This is a genomic window from Sphingobacterium sp. JUb20 (assembly GCF_004342035.1).
GTDB lineage: Bacteria > Bacteroidota > Bacteroidia > Sphingobacteriales > Sphingobacteriaceae > Sphingobacterium > Sphingobacterium anhuiense.
On sequence record NZ_SLYV01000001.1, the window covers coordinates 341,837 to 359,983 of the forward strand.

The 18,147-nt window shown below is 33.6% G+C and carries 16 protein-coding genes; 9 read left to right on the forward strand and 7 right to left on the reverse strand.

Annotation, left to right across the window (positions count from 1 at the left end):
• Entirely contained in the window at positions 1-3,297 is a 3,297-nt protein-coding gene (locus EDF66_RS01505; RefSeq protein ID WP_132840033.1) for a SusC/RagA family TonB-linked outer membrane protein, read from the reverse strand.
• 587 nt (positions 3,298-3,884) lie between these two features.
• Here EDF66_RS01505 and EDF66_RS01510 point away from each other — a divergent pair.
• The 5 genes from EDF66_RS01510 (at position 3,885) to EDF66_RS25965 (ending at position 5,827) form a co-directional block, all read left to right on the forward strand.
• Complete coding sequence (locus tag EDF66_RS01510) at positions 3,885-4,178, forward strand: hypothetical protein (protein ID WP_132840035.1); 294 nt, start codon at positions 3,885-3,887, stop codon at positions 4,176-4,178.
• Between the two features lie 13 nt (positions 4,179-4,191).
• A complete protein-coding gene (locus EDF66_RS01515) occupies positions 4,192-4,599 on the forward strand; it encodes a GNAT family N-acetyltransferase (protein WP_132840037.1) in 408 nt (135 codons plus the stop codon).
• 207 nt (positions 4,600-4,806) lie between these two features.
• Positions 4,807-5,118, forward strand: a complete 312-nt coding sequence (locus EDF66_RS01520; protein ID WP_132840039.1) for a hypothetical protein — start codon at positions 4,807-4,809, stop codon at positions 5,116-5,118.
• A 231-nt stretch (positions 5,119-5,349) separates the two neighbouring features.
• Positions 5,350-5,556 (forward strand): hypothetical protein, encoded by a 207-nt coding sequence (locus EDF66_RS01525; RefSeq protein WP_132840040.1) that lies wholly within the window; start codon positions 5,350-5,352, stop codon positions 5,554-5,556.
• A 112-nt stretch (positions 5,557-5,668) separates the two neighbouring features.
• Positions 5,669-5,827: a hypothetical protein gene (locus EDF66_RS25965; protein ID WP_165902327.1), complete on the forward strand. Its 159-nt coding sequence runs from the start codon at positions 5,669-5,671 to the stop codon at positions 5,825-5,827.
• A 353-nt stretch (positions 5,828-6,180) separates the two neighbouring features.
• Here the strand turns inward: EDF66_RS25965 and EDF66_RS01530 are convergent, their stop codons facing one another.
• Positions 6,181-8,361 carry a S41 family peptidase gene (locus tag EDF66_RS01530; RefSeq protein WP_132840042.1) on the reverse strand — a complete coding sequence of 727 codons (2,181 nt, stop codon included), beginning with the start codon at positions 8,359-8,361 and terminating at the stop codon, positions 6,181-6,183.
• 1,229 nt (positions 8,362-9,590) lie between these two features.
• Between EDF66_RS01530 and EDF66_RS01535 the strand changes: the two genes are divergently transcribed.
• On the forward strand, positions 9,591-10,040 hold the full coding sequence (locus EDF66_RS01535) for a GNAT family N-acetyltransferase (RefSeq protein WP_132840044.1): 450 nt from the start codon (positions 9,591-9,593) through the stop codon (positions 10,038-10,040).
• Between the two features lie 287 nt (positions 10,041-10,327).
• Here EDF66_RS01535 and EDF66_RS01540 read toward each other — a convergent pair whose 3' ends face one another.
• From EDF66_RS01540 to EDF66_RS01550, 3 genes are all read right to left on the reverse strand, one after another.
• Entirely contained in the window at positions 10,328-10,882 is a 555-nt protein-coding gene (locus EDF66_RS01540) for a hypothetical protein (RefSeq protein ID WP_132840046.1), read from the reverse strand.
• 317 nt (positions 10,883-11,199) lie between these two features.
• Entirely contained in the window at positions 11,200-11,736 is a 537-nt protein-coding gene (locus EDF66_RS01545) for a hypothetical protein (RefSeq protein WP_132840048.1), read from the reverse strand.
• A 428-nt stretch (positions 11,737-12,164) separates the two neighbouring features.
• The gene (locus EDF66_RS01550; RefSeq protein ID WP_132840050.1) at positions 12,165-12,845 is read right to left on the reverse strand and encodes a carboxypeptidase-like regulatory domain-containing protein; all 681 of its coding nucleotides are present in this window, start codon (positions 12,843-12,845) and stop codon (positions 12,165-12,167) included.
• Between the two features lie 1,132 nt (positions 12,846-13,977).
• On the opposite strand from EDF66_RS01550, the gene EDF66_RS01555 reads away from it, so the two are divergent.
• From EDF66_RS01555 to EDF66_RS01565, 3 genes are all read left to right on the forward strand, one after another.
• Entirely contained in the window at positions 13,978-14,361 is a 384-nt protein-coding gene (locus EDF66_RS01555; RefSeq protein WP_132840052.1) for a hypothetical protein, read from the forward strand.
• Between the two features lie 94 nt (positions 14,362-14,455).
• Positions 14,456-14,758: a hypothetical protein gene (locus EDF66_RS01560; protein WP_132840054.1), complete on the forward strand. Its 303-nt coding sequence runs from the start codon at positions 14,456-14,458 to the stop codon at positions 14,756-14,758.
• A gap of 281 nt (positions 14,759-15,039) precedes the next feature.
• The gene (locus tag EDF66_RS01565; protein ID WP_132840056.1) at positions 15,040-15,717 is read left to right on the forward strand and encodes a hypothetical protein; all 678 of its coding nucleotides are present in this window, start codon (positions 15,040-15,042) and stop codon (positions 15,715-15,717) included.
• Positions 15,718-16,321: 604 nt separating this feature from the next.
• Here the strand turns inward: EDF66_RS01565 and EDF66_RS01570 are convergent.
• Both EDF66_RS01570 and EDF66_RS01575 read right to left on the reverse strand, forming a co-directional pair.
• Positions 16,322-17,224: an alpha/beta hydrolase gene (locus EDF66_RS01570; protein WP_132840057.1), complete on the reverse strand. Its 903-nt coding sequence runs from the start codon at positions 17,222-17,224 to the stop codon at positions 16,322-16,324.
• A complete protein-coding gene (locus EDF66_RS01575; RefSeq protein ID WP_132840059.1) occupies positions 17,169-17,948 on the reverse strand; it encodes a carboxypeptidase-like regulatory domain-containing protein in 780 nt (259 codons plus the stop codon). The genes EDF66_RS01570 and EDF66_RS01575 overlap by 56 nt, the downstream gene beginning before the upstream one ends.
• Positions 17,949-18,147 lie beyond the last annotated feature (199 nt).

Sequence of the window (18,147 nt, forward strand, 5' to 3'; positions counted from 1 at the left end):
TTAAAAAACAAATTTGATCCCCAGTGAAGTCGTCTGCATTGGAGAGGTGATAAATGGATTTTGAATTTCAGGGTCTGCAACCTCGTACCGGGTGAAGGTCAATAGATTTTGAGCTGTCAGAAAGAAATCAACAGCCTGAACCCAGGTTTTTTTTCTAATCGGTAAATGGTAATTAATGTAACAGTTTCTCAGTTTGATAAAGGAAGCATCAACAATAGCCCCATCCGAAGAAGCAAAACGTTGTGCGGCTTGATAAGCAGGGTCTGTGGCGGCAGCAACATAGCGCTGATACTCGGCATCATTATTCTGCCATCTTGTCAACATTGTTTGCGGGTGATTAATTAAGCCATATCCAGGAGCATTAGGCAATGAAGTGATATACGAGTTTCCTTTTTGTTTTCTAAAATCAAACAATATACCCACTGTCAATTGGCCGTAACTAATTGTATTCATTAAACCTCCATAGAACTTTGGGTCTAGATTGACCAATTGGTTTTGATCCAGCGTATTAAACACCCCATCTCCATTCTTATCTTCAAACATATAAATCCCTTGATCAGGATCAATACCCAAATACTTATACTTCCTTTTAACAGAAAGAGACTCACCTGCCACATAGCGGCTCGCATAGGAGGAAGTTTCTAAGTTCGGAAAATCAATCAATTTATTTTTTGTAACCGATAGATTGAACTTAATATTCCAACTAAAGTTATCTCTATTGAGCACTTTGCTATCTATTGTAAATTCGTATCCTTCATTCTTAATCTTAGCAGGCCAATTTTGAATGATACTGGTAAAACCAGTTTGATAAGGAAGCTTATAAGGGATCAATTGATTATCGCTTATGTTATGAAAGTAAGATGCTCCTAATAACAGACGGTCGTTCCATACTCCCAATTCCAGAGCAAGTTCACGTTTTCGGTTTCGCTCCCATGAATAGTTTGGATTAAATAGTTTTGTTGGCTGCACAGCCGTCACACCATTATATGCAGACCCAACTCCTGTCCAGGTCTCCATGTACATATAATTTCCGATCCCATCATTTCCCGTTTGTCCAATACTTCCCCTTAACTTTCCATATGTAAGCCATGGCATGACAGATTTTATTATTTTTTCGTCCGAAAATATCCAACCTAGACCAAGAGAATAAAAAAGAGCATATTTTTTCCCCGGTCCAAATCGACTAGAACCATCCTCACGTAGGGAAACATTCAATAAGTATTTTTTATCATATTGATAATTGACACGGCCAAAGACTGCGGCATACTTATATTCAAAATTGGAATTACTAGGAATCAGTAAACCAGCATTGACGATGTCTTTAATAAAGAGATCGCTCACAAAATTGTAGCCCATTAATACCGTGTTATGCCCCGTACTATACTGAGCTGAACCGCCTATTACCCCATTAAATGAGTGTTTGTCGACAAGTTTATTATACGTTAAATAAGGCTCTAGTATCCAGCTATTATTATTTCCAATAGCCGATTGTGCAAATGGTAAATTTGCTGTCGATGGATCCAAACTTGTGCTAGGGCTGAAAGAATATTCATTATTATTCCCCCAGGTATAGCCTGAAGAAAGTTTCAATTTCAGATCGTCTAGAATTTCATAAGAGATCGAAAGATTGGCAAATAAATTATTAAATCTACCGGTATAACTTTTCTCCAACATTCCCAATGGATTACTCAACCCCAGACTGCTGAAACTAGATGAGCCGACACGCCAATTTAAAGTACCGTCCGCATTACGAAGCATCAGATGCGGGGGTAGCGTCAGATAGACTGATGGGTCAAAAGTTGGAAGCTGAGATTCATTATTTGATAAATTGATTGAAAGATCCATATTAAATTTCCGATCCTTCGAACTATGATTCAGATTGCTAGAAAAAGTATATCGTTTGGAAAATCGATCATCAGATACTTGAAAATTTTCTTTCTGAACACCCAGATTAACTCTAAAACTAGTACGATCACTTCCACCTGCTAATCCTAGAGTCCAATCTTGCGAATATTTGGTTGAGCCTGCAAGATATTTGGTGAAATCAGTATATTGAGTCGTATCCATCACTAATAAATCAGGAGCATTGGTTTCATTCATCGTAACCTTACTATTTGAAAATGCCTCTCTGCGCATACTAAGATACTCCGCTGTCGTCATCATTTTCATCGTATTAGAAGGAGCAGAAAGCCCATTAGTAGCATTGAAATTAATACGCAAGTGATCAGAAGTGCCTTTTTTAGTGGTGATTAAAATAACGCCATTCGCTCCTCTGCTACCATATATTGCTGTCGCATCGGCATCTTTCAAAACTTCTATACTTTCGATATCGGTCGGATTAATACCATTGAAAAGACTTAAGCCACTCGGTCCTGTTGCATTTGTCAATTGGGAGATACCCTGCCCATTGACTGCAATTGGATTACCGTTTAATAGGACTAACGGTTCGGTGCCTTGTGCTAAAGAAGCTGTACCTCTTATTTTTAGGCTAACAGATCCTCCATTAATGCCACTATTAGGTGATACTTCCAATCCCGGAACCAATCCCTGTAAGGCTAGCATTGGATTAGAAATTGGCTGTTTTTCAATTTCTTTAGCACTGACCTTGGTGACAGATCCTGTTGCATATCTTCTGGTCGTGGTACCATAAGCGATAACCATAGCTTCATCAAGCTGGTTATCTTCAGGTATCAATTTCACAGTCATTGATACTCCTGCGGTATAACTGAGTTCTTGGCTTTTAAAACCGATGGAAGAGAATCTGATCTTTCCACTTTTATTACTGACCGTCAATTGAAACCTTCCATCTTTGGAGGTTTTTACCTGTAAGTTTTCGGCCTCGATTCGCACAGACACTCCTTGCAGTGGTGTACCATCGGAGGAGGATACAACACCAGATAGCTCAGATTTTACCTGCCCATTCACCCCACTGTCCTTGCGGGGTGTCTGAGCTGATAAACATAAACTATGAAATACTGCGATGATCATGATACAGGGTATCGCAATTACTTTAATGGCCTTTAATAAGCATAAGAGCAGATTAAAGGCATGTAGCATTGGAGCAAGCAGGATGTATAGCGCAAGCTTCCAATGTGTTTTTATATATGAAATCGTAGCTCGATCATGCTCTTGCAGAGCGTAATCATGTTTAACGTTTTCACTATTTAGTATAGAACTTTTCAATGTGTTTATATTTTGGTTTGTTTTTGATGGAAGACCAAAAAATAACGCTGGATTTAGGACAATACTTTTCCTTCGGGATAGCGCATAGCTCTCCCCATTGCAAGTTTTTTGCATGATTCTAAGTTTAAATTGAGGGTCGATAAGGAGTTAAAATCTAAGCAATAGCCTCCCTGTCCAACTTCAATAGTTAAAAAATAAAATGAAAAAATGCAATTTTAAATCGTCGTCAATTGGTTATATAATGGTCTACATTATTGCATTTTGAATGGATAGTCAACATAGTGACTTGGCGCACCAGATCTAATCTGCCGGCTTGATAATGTTTTTGGTCGTTTGTTTTTTATTCATAACTCGTTGTATAATTAACGAGTCTCGGGGTAATTAAAGGACTATAGCTGGGCCTATCACCGTACTGTTAGCTTCCGACGGCTTTGGAACGGATAAACGATAGGGCCCATACGCTATAGGTATATCAAAGATATACAAAATATCGATATGGGCATTAAACCTATCGCCTCGTCCACTTGAAAGTCGGAATTCACAGTCGAGACTCTTATTGTCTAATGCTCAATTTCATTACTACATGATATCAAAGTAACAAAATAAAACTCACAAAAACTAATTATTTATTTACGATTAATAAATATTAACATAGTTTATAACAACAATTACAAACATTTGCTCAATTAAAACTTAATAAAATGAGTAAAAGAAAAAATTTTGAAGGATTAGACTCTGATTTTATAGCTATAAAATCTCTTTTTGAATCAGGTATTGCAAAATCAATGGTAATTCTTGAACAACAAGGCCCAACAAAGATGGCCAAAGAATTAGGATTACAATACAATTCATACTTAGAGAAATTAAAAAATCCCGAGAAATTCACCTTTAAACACATATTTAAAATGGCTACCCTTTGTGAATTAAACCCTGACCTAATCTACAAAGTGATTAAAAAACAGCTAAATATTACGGACACAACGATTGAAATATAACAATTTTGATTCTATGATTATCACCCTTGCTGAACGCAGAAACATTAAATCTGAAGAAATAATTGACTTGTACCGTGCTAATGAATGGAGTGCGGCTGATAAGCCTGTGGAGCTTTGTAATGCTTTAAGTAATTCACACTCATTGATCACTGCATGGGACAATGAACGATTGATCGGTTTAGGAAATGCTATTTCTGATGGCCACCTTGTTGTATACTACCCTCACCTACTCGTTCATCCAGATTATCAAGGTAAAGGGATCGGTAAAATGATTATGGATAAGATGCAGGAGAAATACAGTTCATTTCATATGCAAATGCTAACTGCTGATGGTGATGCGACAGAATTCTACAAAAAAATGGGATTCTCGCGCGCAGGCCACACCGTGCCTATGTGGATCTATAAAGGTAATGAGCATTGAGAGATTGTTAAGATTGTGAAAAATGTGATCACAGAAATGGTTGTTTTTAACGTAGAAACTTAAGCAGAGATAAGTAAGCAAAATAAGGGGTAAAAACATTATAAATAGAAAGAGCTTAAAATTGGATATCCATACTAATTTTAATACGTATAGCCGTATCTAGGTATCGCAAGCGCTCTATATTAAACAATAGGCAGATTAAAAAGAATGGAATTAAAACAAATTATACTCAACTGCAGAAACTACCAACCAAATGACGAAATCATTTCTGTGATATTTGCGAAAAGAATCGACGGACAATTTCGACCTGTTTCTGATGCTGTTTTATTGGAGGTTGAGAAAGAGGATTGGGCAATAAAGATAACTCAGATAGCCACTACAAAATATCCAGATTATGAATACTTTTTAGAAATGGACATTGCCCAATATTATTATGAAGATTTGCTAGCAAACGAAGACTATAAATCTGATGATAAAAAAGTTGAGGCAATAATCCATTATGCTGAATTTGATGCATAAATTTTATATCAGGTTTTTGTGAATAGAAAAAAGTAATAATACCTTGTTGCAAGAAATTAAAGCAGACAACTCCTCCCTTTAACAGTTTGGCTATCGAATAGATCCAGACGAACCTTGGGAGTTGGCAAAATGGCATTTAACTAACTTCGGAGAATAAAAAACAAGAAAAAACATCTAACAAACACAATATAAACTAAAAACTACAAATTATTTATGTTTTCAATCGGAATAATGATGATATATCTTTTCTGGGGCGGCTTCATAGCAGTGATGCTATACAAAGTCTACAGAATATTGCTGGCAATACTGGACAAATATTTGTACGCAAAAAATGATCATACAGCCGCTGTTCGTGAGCAAAACGAAGTACTTAAGGAAATTGCTACTGCCATCAGAGCGTCAAAAGATAACAACGCAATACCTCCAGAAACGAGATGAATTGGGAGGAGATCAAAAATTACAAAAGTCCAATTCTAGTTGTAGGAAAAATGGGGTACTTACAATAAAGCACAGTATTACATAAGAAATCAAATCTCAAAAAACGATCATTATGGACGAGGATGAAAAAGTACAACAATTATTAAACTATGTAAATCACATAGCTGACCTTTTGGAAATTGATGATGATAAAGTTCTATATGCTTTGTCAAATGGTATAGATGATTCTAGGCTTGATTACATTTTCGAGGAAGCTTTACAAAAAGTTTAAGTGGGAAAACAGAGTATCAAAAAACTTATAATTGCATAGCTGTAGATCTTCCGTGAAACAACAGTGACGAACATAACAACTAAATCTCAAAAAACGACGCATATGATGAAATCAAAAAGTATAAAAACTTAGTTCTCCGGAAATACTGAACATGGTGTCTATTGTGATGGAACTTATTATGACGAATCATCTGTAAAAGATACTCCAACAGTAAAAATTGAGAAATCTGGCAACATGATTCTGTGGGATCAGATCCATTTAAATTCAATGGAAAAAGATCTTGCCGATGAACCGAATGAGGCTTAAAAACTGTTTGCATAGTCATGGGATTGTCGACTTCAATCCTCTTCGTTCTAGTTTATAGATTTGATATTTCGCTCTTTTGCTAAGCTGATCGCTTTTTCTAACATAGGATCTCTTCCTGATAGAATATCGTTAAGAGTATAATCGATATAATAATCTGGTTTTACCCCAATCAAATGATGTTGCATTCCGTCTGAATTTAAGACCTTGACTCCGGAAAAAGTTACAGATGTATTTCCTATTAAATCAAGATTATTAATAGTGCCATTCGCCCCAGAAGTCGGGGTGCCAATAATTTTACCAATGTGTCCATACTTCATAATATCGAGGAAAGATTCTGGTGCACTTTGTGTAGAAGCGTCTGCCAAAAAGAAAAATTGTGCTTTAGGTCCTCTATTTTCCGGTATATAGGTATCGTTATCTGAAACAAATTCTTTTTTATCGGGTGATAAAATCTGTAAACCGTACATACTTTTAGCTACAACTGTGTCACGTAATAATTTTGAGATCATAGAACTTTCCAACATCTGCATTGAAATATACCCCCTTAAATCAAAAATAACAGTTTTACTTGGGTCGTCAATAAAACGGAGCAGCGTATCGGTATAACCACTTTGGGTATAATCAAAATAATAAATATTTGAATCGACTAAACGATTATTTCGATTCTGAACAAATGTACTTCCCTGAAATATATTTTGTTCTTGAAATGTTCGCTTTGTGACAATCTCATATACGCTATTATTTTTGTGATTTCTCAGCTTGAGCGTTACATCACTCCCTTCTTTTCCACTCAGAACAAAAAATGAAGTACGTAACATACGATTGGCTTCTGAGCCAGATGTTCTATTTTTAAATTTGGCAGTGACCTCTTCTATGGGTTTATTGTCCACAGCGATTACTTCATCACCAATGGACACCTTAGATGCTAATGCTTTATCATGTATTTTTTTAATGTAAAAATTTCCTTCCAAGGGCATTACCGTGAGGGGGGCTATCCATTTATATGCTGATTCAATTGTATCCATTGAAAAGAAGATGTGTGAATCTTTATACTGCGCCAACATCTGCCAAATCGTATCATAATAATCCTCACTGCTGGAAACATTTAACATTTTGCTCAAGGTATTTCTCAACAACTGGTCTTGTTCTTGGTCTGTGAATGTGTTGTAGACATAAGCTATACGAAACACATTCCAGATCCGGATGACATTAGCAAGGCGGGCCCAACGATTATCAATGGCTTTAGAATCATTTCTACTTTGTAAACTACTTTTAACATAAGGATAGGTATCCATAGTGGCCTTCGGATAGGTATGTTCATAATCACCATATACCGCTAACGGAAAAGATGCTGTGACATTTTTTGATAGCGCGAAATGCAAGGTATCTCCTATTTGATTTTGTGCTTCAAATAATGGAGAATCATTTCCACTGATTTTCATTTGGCGCATAAAAGTTAATGAATCTGTTTGCCGGCCATCATCAAAACTAGTCAACGCGATCTTTTTGCCATCGATCATAAAAGATGCTATTTGAACACTAATTTTTTTATCCAAATCCATTAAAGCATGAATAGCAATACGACTTTGATCGGCAGGAATAGTGAACTGCAACTCAAAAGTGGAATCAGAACTTGAAAGAGGCCTTACATGCAAAGTTTTCCAATTTTTCATCAAGGCCATCTTAATCTGCTGATCTGTAACCTGATATTGAATATCAATCGTTACCTTTCTATCTTTACCATTGGAAGGAACTTCTACATTTAATATAGGCACTTCAAATAGATCAATGTCTGACATTTCGGATCTTCGATTAAGTCGGATGCTTTTAAATCCCCTCTGAGTTCCTGAGAGAAGATCTAATCCTATCTGCTGTTTGCTGATAACCAAATCGCTCTTCTGCGAATGCTCGGCATGACTCCATATCTTTTTTCCATCTGTCACGAATAATGAGGGTTCTAAAGGCTTAAATATCCGAATCAATGAGTCGGTAAACGTATCTTCATCATGCAATTTATTTGCCATTTCGATTCCATTGATATAAATATGATCCCAACCTGAGTACCGATTTGCCCATGCAACTTGATCGGTTGGAGAAAAATATTCAATATTGCCCGCAAGTTTTGCGAACATCATCAATCGATCTATAAAACGTTGATTATCCTGCGCACAAACCGTTTGCACACATAGAATAATACATATAAAGAGAGAAAATTTAGCTTTAAACATCGCTTTTCATATAATTTATTACTTTAAACTCTTTGTTAGATATATAAAGATGGCGTTAGAAATTTGTTGCCCTTACCTTAAAAACCCCCTATTAATCGCTTTCAAAGCGTCTATTTGCAAGGGTATTTTTAAAATTTTTTACTATGATCGCAAAAAAATAACATATTTTCAGAAAATTCAGTACTGCATAGCATTGGTTTATAATCTTAATTCAAACATATCAAAAATTTAACTTTCGATTTGTTAAAAAACTATAAATCAGTTCCGTCCGAAACATTAAAAAAGTGGCGGTGCTTTACTATATCAAAGGTGCTATATTTAAATCGCTAAATTTTAACACACCGCCATGATAGATTTAAACGTTTTTAGTCCGATTTTATCCCTTATCGACCGCGAATTATTCAAAGATTTGTTCGCTAAACACAAGTTAATTTTAATATCTTAATGGAGTTAATAAACCAAAAACCTGAATGATGTTTTCAATCTCAATAATGATATATGTCCACAGTACATGAAACTCAATATCTAAAAAAATCTATAAAAATATTTAGATTTTATGCCATTGGTTTATTGGTATCCATTTTTACAATTATTTTTTTTAAACCACTAAAAGAAAATTACTCATTCCTTTTTGATATCCTTGTAGGATTGCCAATCTACATTACACTATTTCTAGCTCCTAGAGGTTTATATTATAATTGGAAAAGTTACAAAGCAAAAGAAGAGCCTAGAAAAAAACGAACATTGTTCTTCATGGGACACCTTTTCTTTTGTACAGCAATAATATTATTGCTTATGTCTGTAATTAAGGATCTGTCTTCTCTTAATTGGTAAAAAAGATTGCGATATTAGCTTTAAAAGTTTGGGAAATTGAAATTTAATCGAATAAGATTATAATAAACATTAAATAAACTTGAAACGATGCTTCCTCTAGACGATGAGTTTTTAATAATATATAGCGCTTATTTCCTGCTATTTTCCTATATGGTTTACGGGATTATAAAAGGTAAAAGATTAAACAAAATAGGTTTAACCTCGATTCTATTAATAAGTTTATCTTTGAATCTATATTTATATCTTGATCCAGATAACTTTAAAGGTGGTGGATCTTTAGGTGTGTGGTTTTATTCCTGGATCATATTTTTGCTGACTCTAATTATCACCATTATCTACCAGCTTTTTGTAAACAGAAGATATAACGAGAATTTAAATAAAAGAACACAGATAAAATGAAAATAATTTCCATAAGAGAAAATCCAGAATATAAGGAAAAAGCAATCCAATACTTCCAAAACAGTTGGTCTGAAGTATTACCAATTATCTATGAAGATTGTATCTTAAACTGTATAAATGCTCCGCAATCATTACCGCAATGGTATCTGCTAGAGAAAGATAATGAAATTATCGGTTGTGCAGGCTTGATTACGAATGATTTCATTAGCCGAATGGATTTGTATCCATGGCTGTGTGCGTTATTTATTGATGAAAAGTACAGAGGCCAGAATTATGGAAACCTACTCATTGAAAAGGCTAAGATGGATACAAAAAAATTTGGCTTTCCATATCTAAATCTCTCCACTGACCATATCGGCTACTATGAGAAATTAGGATTTGAGTACATTGGGCAAGGATACCACCCATGGGACGAGGAAACTAGAATTTATCAGATAAAGGTATAGTTCTCTAGACGTTTAACTGAAGATGAGCAAAAAGGTCGAAAGAAAAAGCAAACAATATTCTATCCAAATTAGTAAAGAATTAGTTTACCTGTCTCTTAATAATTAATAGTAAAGGCGATCTATAATTCGTAAAACTGTGTTCTTTCCCTGTTTATACCTCCTATTTATAGGCAGTACTACAATCCCGAATTTTCAACTTTCCATTTTTTTATAGTCAAGCCCATCTATTATTTTATTAAAGGATTCTGTTTTTTTCACGTGTATCCATGATATTATTTTAAACAGCTTTATTTCCGGAGTTTTTCTACCTCTTTTTTTAAAGATGTATCATTCATCTCATTAACAAAAGATACAACACTCATAAGATTCATATCCATTTCAATACATCCTCCAAACATTCCTAGATAAGTAGATGGAATGTCAATATAAGAAGAGCTTCCGTCAACTTTGATCTTGTTAAAACCTTCTCTAATTATTATTTTATAATTACCATTTTTATCTGTTTGCGTTTTAAATTCTGTTCCAGAATCGTGAGTAATTAAAATGGTTGAATTAGCAACCTTCATTCCTGTTGCACAGATCTTTATTTTTCCATATAAAATTACAGAATCAGGAATTTGCTGATACTTTGTTGTATGATTAAGTGTAAAACCACTACAATTATTTTTAATTATATCATTCTCATTTCTATTAACCATTTTTTTAGTATGACATGATATCAATAATAATCCGCTTGCAATAAAAAACAAAAATCTATTTATTACAATCCAATTCACGACCTTTTTGTGTTTGTCCATTTGTATTAACATTGTTTCCATATTGTTCTGCTTTAATAATTCCATTTACTCTCATTTTATCCTGTTGTGACAATTACCCAAAGGCCTGAGTATTAGTTAGTCCCCCCCCATGCCAAATCTGAATAAAACTGATCTGAAAGCGCGTATCCCGAATTCATACCATATGATTTTAATGTATTTGCAATATATAAAAAGCACGAATAATGTAAGGCAATATTTGAATTTTCTGAAGAGGACACGAGTTGCTTTAATCTACAAAAAGTCTCTAAGATTATAAATCACTTCATCGATGATATGATTTATAATCTTAGAACAGGAAAAGTAAGAAATGTAATCCTATACTTGCAAAAAATTAGACAAAATTATTTACTTTTCTTTTTTAGATGCTTTAATTCTTTTTCTAAAGATTTATCTTTAGAAGAATCGTCAAGAACAGGTACCCGGATTAGATCAAAGTCCATCTGTATTACATTGCCATGATCACCTAAATACATATCGGGAATTTGTAGATATGAACTACTTCCTGTTATATGAATTTTGTAAAAACCTGGAATGATCTTTACCTTATAATTTCCTTTACTGTCCGCTTTAGTTTTAAATTCCTTGCCGAGTTCACCGGTAAACAATACAGCTGCATTTGAAGATTTTTCACCGGTTGCACATATTTTAATGTTGCCATATATTGAAATAGAATCAGGAAAATCAGAATATACTTGAGAATAATTCAATGTGAATTTACCACAGTTTTCCTTGGTAACATCTACATATTTTCTACCATTAATATATTGCGATTGGCAGGAACTTATTATCAGAGTGACAATAAATAGTATCAATTTATTTTTTGCAATCCAATTTTTTGCCTTTTTGAGTTTGTCCATTTGTCGTAACGTTGTTTCCATATTGTTCTGAATTTACTATTCATTGAATCCTAAGTCTATCTTGTTGAGGTAATTGCGCAAAAGCTCTTGGTACTAAGGCATAACTGTCCTTTTCACCTTACTGTTTCTTCGGTTAAAGGTTAATGAAGCCTAACGTTGGGAAAGATATCCAGCTCACTTTCCTTCGTAGATTCTAATAAATGCTTCGTCGATGGGGCTAGAATACCCTCGTTTGGAGGTAAACTTTTGCCTTCAAAACAGTCCTGTGTTGCTTCATTTTAGAAGCGTTTGAAACGGTGAAGCCCTCTTCAATACCATCGAAAAAAAACACGAATGAAAAGTCAAAGGGTGTTTTGTCTTTCATCACTATGTCTTTAAATAATTGAATATGAAAATTTTGATCTAATTATTCCGCTGACACAGTTTAAGTTACACTCTCATTTATCTACTTATTTTGGATGTTTTAACAAATCTATGTTCTTATGTGGTCTCGCACGGGGATCAGTAACAATCACCTCTCCTATTTCATGGCTTGCTTCTGTTAACTCCACCTTCAATTTAGCGTTCTTCGAAAGGTCATAAATAACCTCTCTAATATCATACCCAACATAACTAAATGATAATCTTAAAAATCTAAAATTTTGTTCATTAGAGAATTTTAAAATAAAACGTCCCTTATCATCTGTAGTGCTAGATTCCTTCGTTAATATGTTGTAGATATGTACCCCGTTTAATGGTTTACGAGACTCATCTATCACAATACCTTTGATGGTAATACTATCTTTTAAATCCTTTTGCTCATTGAAATACTCATATAGAGTATTTTCTATGTGATATTCAGCCTTTACAAATTTTGTAAACAATAGTCCTGACATGATTAATCCGAGGTGTAGTTTAGAGAAATACAACTTATTCTTCAGATTGGATTTATACGAGGTATGCGATTGGGTATTCAGTAATTTCCCGCAAACTTTTGTCTTGGATCTTTGAACATAGGTAACTATATCTTCTGTTTTCCAATCAGTAAAATCTATCACCTCAATATTACATCTTGAACATAACATCCCTTGGGAAGTATGCGACATACTATCCCAATTCTCGTCGCATTTTACTGGAATTTTAATTGACATAATTTGTGTTGTTAGCTGAATAAATAAAGTCGTTAAAAGCAAAAGAGTACTCAGTATTTCGGATCGCTAGATTTGGATTTACCGAGCAATGCTCAATGCCGAATTGCTCTTCCTACAATAGCAATTATATTAATAGCGGTTGCGCGCATAAGCACAAAAGAATGATTATAAAACTAATATATAAAATAATATTTACCTATCCAAAGTAGATCGATCTGGTTATGAAATCAGAAATACAATAAATCAAAACTAAACATTTAAACACAGAAAGTGGTAGTTTTTACGTCCTAGAAAAACGGGCTTGATTGCATTTTAAATCTGGTTATTGTCGATCAATAATGAGCCGTCGTACAAATAAATCATCCCGTCTTGCATAGCCATAGTCCATCGCTTTCCGATCCTACTTTTAGAAAGTGTAGTCTTTATTTATTCGAAAATCAATTTTGCTAAGTTCTTTGATGGGCGGGTAATGATTCTTCCAGACAGTGCCCTTAGAATGTGGCGAAGTATATATTCTTTGAGTATTTGCTTTAAATTCATCTGTATAGTTTTTTAAAATTAATAGATCAATCAGAAAACCCTTAAGAATTTTCCTTCTAACACTTCTTCTGGAACGTCTAAAATCTGCTCAATCACTACTGTCGCAGACTCTTCCTTAAATTCACTCATAAACGCTCATTTGTCGTTTACTTTTGTCGGGACAAAATGCTGTCTAACATCATCCACACTATTGTCGGACTTCAGGATATTGTATCCCTTATGCTTTAAGTCCTTCAAAATCTCGATTGTCAATGGTACATTCATCGCGATAAGTATTTATAATTTTCGCCTTTTTACAACGGGTTGACATTTCAATCTTTAGTCCCTTTACTATAAAGTGAACCTACAGAACCCTCCCTGCTTGAATTTAATATTGAACAGGATGAACACGAAAGAATGTTGAGCAACCGGTTATCTTTTAGCGCGCCCATCCTTATTCAATAACCAAAGATAAACGACAAAACTAAATATATTAGCTTTTATATACTATAAATATTAGTTTTCATCTATTTTTATTTATAACCTCTGAATACCAATGATTTATTATATTTATACTGTAATAATTATTCAGTACAAGCATAATATCACCTTTATGAGTTGGGACATCGTTTTATTTAATTCGAAACAGAAAATAACAGATCTTGAAGAAATTCAGGAAGATTTGTTAATAGATACTGATTTTTTCACTCCAATACAATCATATTTCAAAAGAATTGAAGTTAAAGATAACTGCAGCACTATCATTGGAGATGGTTTTGAAATAGATTATTTTGTAGATGATAAGTTAAGTTCAAATGAACTTTTACATCTATATGGTGAAAATGCTATTTATGAAATGATAAAACTAGCAAAATTACAAGGCTGGCAAATCTACGATTCTGGATTGGATGGAATGATAGATCTGAATAATCCATCACATAACGGATACAATAGATTTAATGAATATGTGGATGAAGTTTTAAAGAAATCAGATTGAAAAGTATGAACTAAAAAGCGTAGAATGAAATTTATATCTTCGCAAGATTATAAAACTATTCAGGTCAAATACTAATCTTAACTAAATAACTATAATGAATAATAAATCTGGTTTGTTGAATAATATCAAATGGTTTAATTTATTTGAATTATTGGAACAATTAGGCAGACAATTTTCATTAAAGAGATTAAACCATAAAATAGAAATCGGAGTAACCCTTATTCGCGAATTGGAGTCTGACTGCCTCATCATAGATGATAAAAGCGGATTCATAAAATTTCTGGATATTGAAAAAATAACGTTGTTAGGTAACAAATCATTAATCTCATTTCTCGAAGATAAAAACTATCCATTCGACACTGATCAGGATATAATAACGATTTACGGTTATAAGTAGTTATTTCAGATTATTATTACCTTTTGCACACAATTTGTTATTATAAACCAGATCACACTCACTTTAAGAAATAACACAGGAATATAAATTATGACAGATTATTAAGTATTCATACCCGAGGAATCCTATTTAGTGTTAAATTTTAAGCAAGATAATTTTCCAGGTGTGGCCATGGTCAATACTGCTTTAAGGGATTTTCGATATCTAAGAAGTGGTCATTGTTATGAAATCAAATAATGACTAGTTTTATAGAGAAAACGAATTCACTGTTAAATAAAAGTATGAAATTGACAAAAGATAAATTAATTTCCAGAGTTAAAATTTCTATAGAAAAATTAGGATATAGTTTTTTTAAAGAGTCAATAACCGGTGCGCAAGGTTTCTTTTCAAAGAAATTGGAAAATGAGTTTTATTTATCTTTAGGCCTAACTATCGATCGGTACAGTGACGATGCTTTTTGCGGAACTTATTATTATTCCAAGACGGTGAAATGGTCTGCAGTGTGGGGTGATATTCCTGATGAAAGTTATATAAGACCTGGACATTTATTATCAGAGATTGAGCGAAAGGATTATTTTAATACTAACAACAAAAATCATTACGATTATTGGTGGAATGGGTTTGACGACCTATCTATAGCCCATTTTGTTGAAATAATTAAACTGACAGAAGTACGATTGCTGAACGATAATTATCTAAAAAACAGAATTGAGGATAGTACTGATGTCACGAAACTGAGTAATTACTCCAGTGAAGTAAAAAAAACAGTAGTAAAAATTAGTTCACTAAATTCTTCTTATTCATTCATCCCCGACAATGAAATAGATCGAATTCCGATGGAATGGTTTAAAGCGGCAGAATACACATTAAAAACCCATAAAGGAATTCTAAACAAGAATACTGTAAAATCTCTAGCTGCGGATGCATTTATTCAAAACATACTTGACAATAACACCTAAATGATAAGTGGGCAAAACAAAAATAATTGTGGCAATTACAACCTAGAGCATGATAATGTATGCCCTACCAAATTTGCTTATAGAGATGAATTAGCGATTGTTTTTATATATTAGTTTGGTTAAATTTAAGTAAACAAGTTAGTCATATCCTTCCCGCAAAAGAACAAATTGCATACTGCCTAACAGAATCTCATTATCTTCGACAACAAGGATTCTCTTTTTTTGTCCCACATAGTGTATGTGTTTAGTTTTTCTTAGTGAAACAAAATTTGATAAAAAAAAGAGAATTCCCTGTAGTTCCTCAACTACAGAGCTTTCTAATCCGTTTAAACCCACTTTTTTTACAAAAAAAAAGTAAGGTGACATCAAAATGATTAATAAAAATAGTATTGTAATAATTTAACTCTTGAGTTACTGTGTAAAAATTAAACTTTAAGAATCAAAAATATCACCACACTCCTATTTGTGATTTATCGCTACATTTATCTCGATATATATCCTTTTTAATGATTGCTAAAACATTATTAATCCGAGAGATATTTTAGGATTTGCTGAAATAATTAATGTTGCTAAGCAAACATCAGCTGTACTTTCTCCAGAATATTCAGTTGGGCTGATTATATATTTTTTCCAACCCTTTTATAAAAGAGACCAGTCCTACATCCATATGGTCTAAATGTGAATAGATTTCTACATCGGTAATTACTTTCTTTATCTCAGGATCAGCTAATTTTTTTGACAAATCCTTAATGGGCTGAACAGACCATTTAGGTTCTTCCTTATCTCCTACGCTTAAAAAGACATTGACGCTGTCTTTTAGAGCCGAAGCTTTCAGAACTTGGGACAGCTTAAAAAGGTAATAATCATTATACCATATAGATGGACTAGCGGAAACAAATCCTGAGAAATCATTTCTTCTATCTTCGACTTGTGTTAAGAGCGCCAAAAGAGAGAAGTATCCGCCAAAGGAATGTCCCAATAAGGTTCTTCGATCCCGATCTACCCTGTAGCTAGAATCTATTTTTGGCAACAGCTCGTCTGTTATAAAATGATAAAATTTTTGACCTCCACCGATAGCTTCCATTTCATCGGAAGGAATGGATGCCGGAAACATAAAATCTCTTACTCTTAAAGAATCCATTAGGCTAAAGGACTTATAACCGATCGAGACCAATATTAATGGTGGCAGCAACCCTCCTCTTTCATACTGGTGCAGTATTGGCGCAAGCATAGGACTATAAAAATTGGCGTCGGTTAAAACAACAACAGGATACTTCTTTTTAATTTGTTCCTGATATTCTAAAGGCAATTGTACGGAAATGTAGAAGCTGTCCCTTACATTTTTTGAATAAATACTATAGTCTGATTTTAAATCAATTCCAGTGTTTTCACTTTTATCGATATGATTACATGCAGTGATCATCAATATGCATCCAAGCAATATGAATATTTTATTTGTCAAGCAAATGGAAACTTTCCGGCTTGTAGGTTTTGATAAATTCATCATAGCTTTTTTTGATATATAATAGTAGTTGATAGTCTGTCATTTGTTTTACTTCTTCGATAGATGGACGATATGCATTCATAAAGTCTTGAAGTGAGTCACCTTTTAAAGTAGTTATCGATTGTACTTTTTTCCTTGAAAACACTTGATCAACATATTGATATTCTTCTTCCTTTAAAAGCTTTATCTTCATTTTTGACGTAGCTGTTTTATTTTTAGTAAGTAAACTAACTACGGATAACAGATTGACGCTAACTAAAGATGAAGTAGAATTTTGAAAAGGAGAATAATGTGTAGTTGTATTAAATGACTTAGGAATAAAAATATCTTTGACTGTAGGGGCTTTGTAAGCAAAGATGGAAGCATATTCCTTTCTCCGGTTTAGAGAATCCTGAATATAATTTCGTCCTGCTTTTATAGTTACTTCTTTTAATGCAATTGGACTGATTTTTAATAAGATCACTACAGTGTCTAATTTAGAAGTATTTTTATACTTGAAATGATAAGATTCATAACCCATAATGTTAACTGTTATGGTTTCTCCAAAAGGAACATTTTTCAAATTAAAGCTTCCTGTTGCAGTGGTAAAAGTGCCGTAAGAAGATGTGGCTACTCTGGCGTTTACAATAGGTTTTTTTGTCTTTTCGTCAAGCACTAGTCCGTTTACCTGTTGCGCAAAAAGCTGATTTGATAAGTAAACAAGAAATATTAATATTATCAATTTCATACTGAAGGTACGGTTAGAGTTTCTATTTTTTTAAAACTAACAATCAATAAGTTGACTACCTAAAAGGTTAACACACTTTAACATTAAAGTAATATTCGACTTTAAAAATGGTTACACTTTTGTATCTTCGATACAGATAAGCTACTTAGCAAAATTGCCTGGACCATTGGTACCAAGATTACCGAAATTCAGAAACAGA

Bases quoted from the DNA above. Each gene is read 5' to 3' on its own strand.
- EDF66_RS01530 (WP_132840042.1), bottom strand. From the start codon at position 8,361: ATGTTTAAAGCTAAATTTTCTCTCTTTATATGTATTATTCTATGTGTG.
- EDF66_RS01520 (WP_132840039.1), top strand. From the start codon at position 4,807: ATGGAATTAAAACAAATTATACTCAACTGCAGAAACTACCAACCAAAT.
- EDF66_RS01545 (WP_132840048.1), bottom strand. From the start codon at position 11,736: ATGGAAACAACGTTACGACAAATGGACAAACTCAAAAAGGCAAAAAAT.
- EDF66_RS01535 (WP_132840044.1), top strand. From the start codon at position 9,591: ATGAAAATAATTTCCATAAGAGAAAATCCAGAATATAAGGAAAAAGCA.
- EDF66_RS01575 (WP_132840059.1), bottom strand. From the start codon at position 17,948: ATGAAATTGATAATATTAATATTTCTTGTTTACTTATCAAATCAGCTT.
- EDF66_RS01525 (WP_132840040.1), top strand. From the start codon at position 5,350: ATGATGATATATCTTTTCTGGGGCGGCTTCATAGCAGTGATGCTATAC.
- EDF66_RS01510 (WP_132840035.1), top strand. From the start codon at position 3,885: ATGAGTAAAAGAAAAAATTTTGAAGGATTAGACTCTGATTTTATAGCT.
- EDF66_RS01570 (WP_132840057.1), bottom strand. From the start codon at position 17,224: ATGATGAATTTATCAAAACCTACAAGCCGGAAAGTTTCCATTTGCTTG.
- EDF66_RS01560 (WP_132840054.1), top strand. From the start codon at position 14,456: ATGAATAATAAATCTGGTTTGTTGAATAATATCAAATGGTTTAATTTA.
- EDF66_RS01505 (WP_132840033.1), bottom strand. From the start codon at position 3,297: ATGCAAAAAACTTGCAATGGGGAGAGCTATGCGCTATCCCGAAGGAAA.
- EDF66_RS01550 (WP_132840050.1), bottom strand. From the start codon at position 12,845: ATGTCAATTAAAATTCCAGTAAAATGCGACGAGAATTGGGATAGTATG.
- EDF66_RS01565 (WP_132840056.1), top strand. From the start codon at position 15,040: ATGAAATTGACAAAAGATAAATTAATTTCCAGAGTTAAAATTTCTATA.
- EDF66_RS01540 (WP_132840046.1), bottom strand. From the start codon at position 10,882: ATGGAATTATTAAAGCAGAACAATATGGAAACAATGTTAATACAAATG.
- EDF66_RS25965 (WP_165902327.1), top strand. From the start codon at position 5,669: ATGGACGAGGATGAAAAAGTACAACAATTATTAAACTATGTAAATCAC.
- EDF66_RS01555 (WP_132840052.1), top strand. From the start codon at position 13,978: ATGAGTTGGGACATCGTTTTATTTAATTCGAAACAGAAAATAACAGAT.
- EDF66_RS01515 (WP_132840037.1), top strand. From the start codon at position 4,192: ATGATTATCACCCTTGCTGAACGCAGAAACATTAAATCTGAAGAAATA.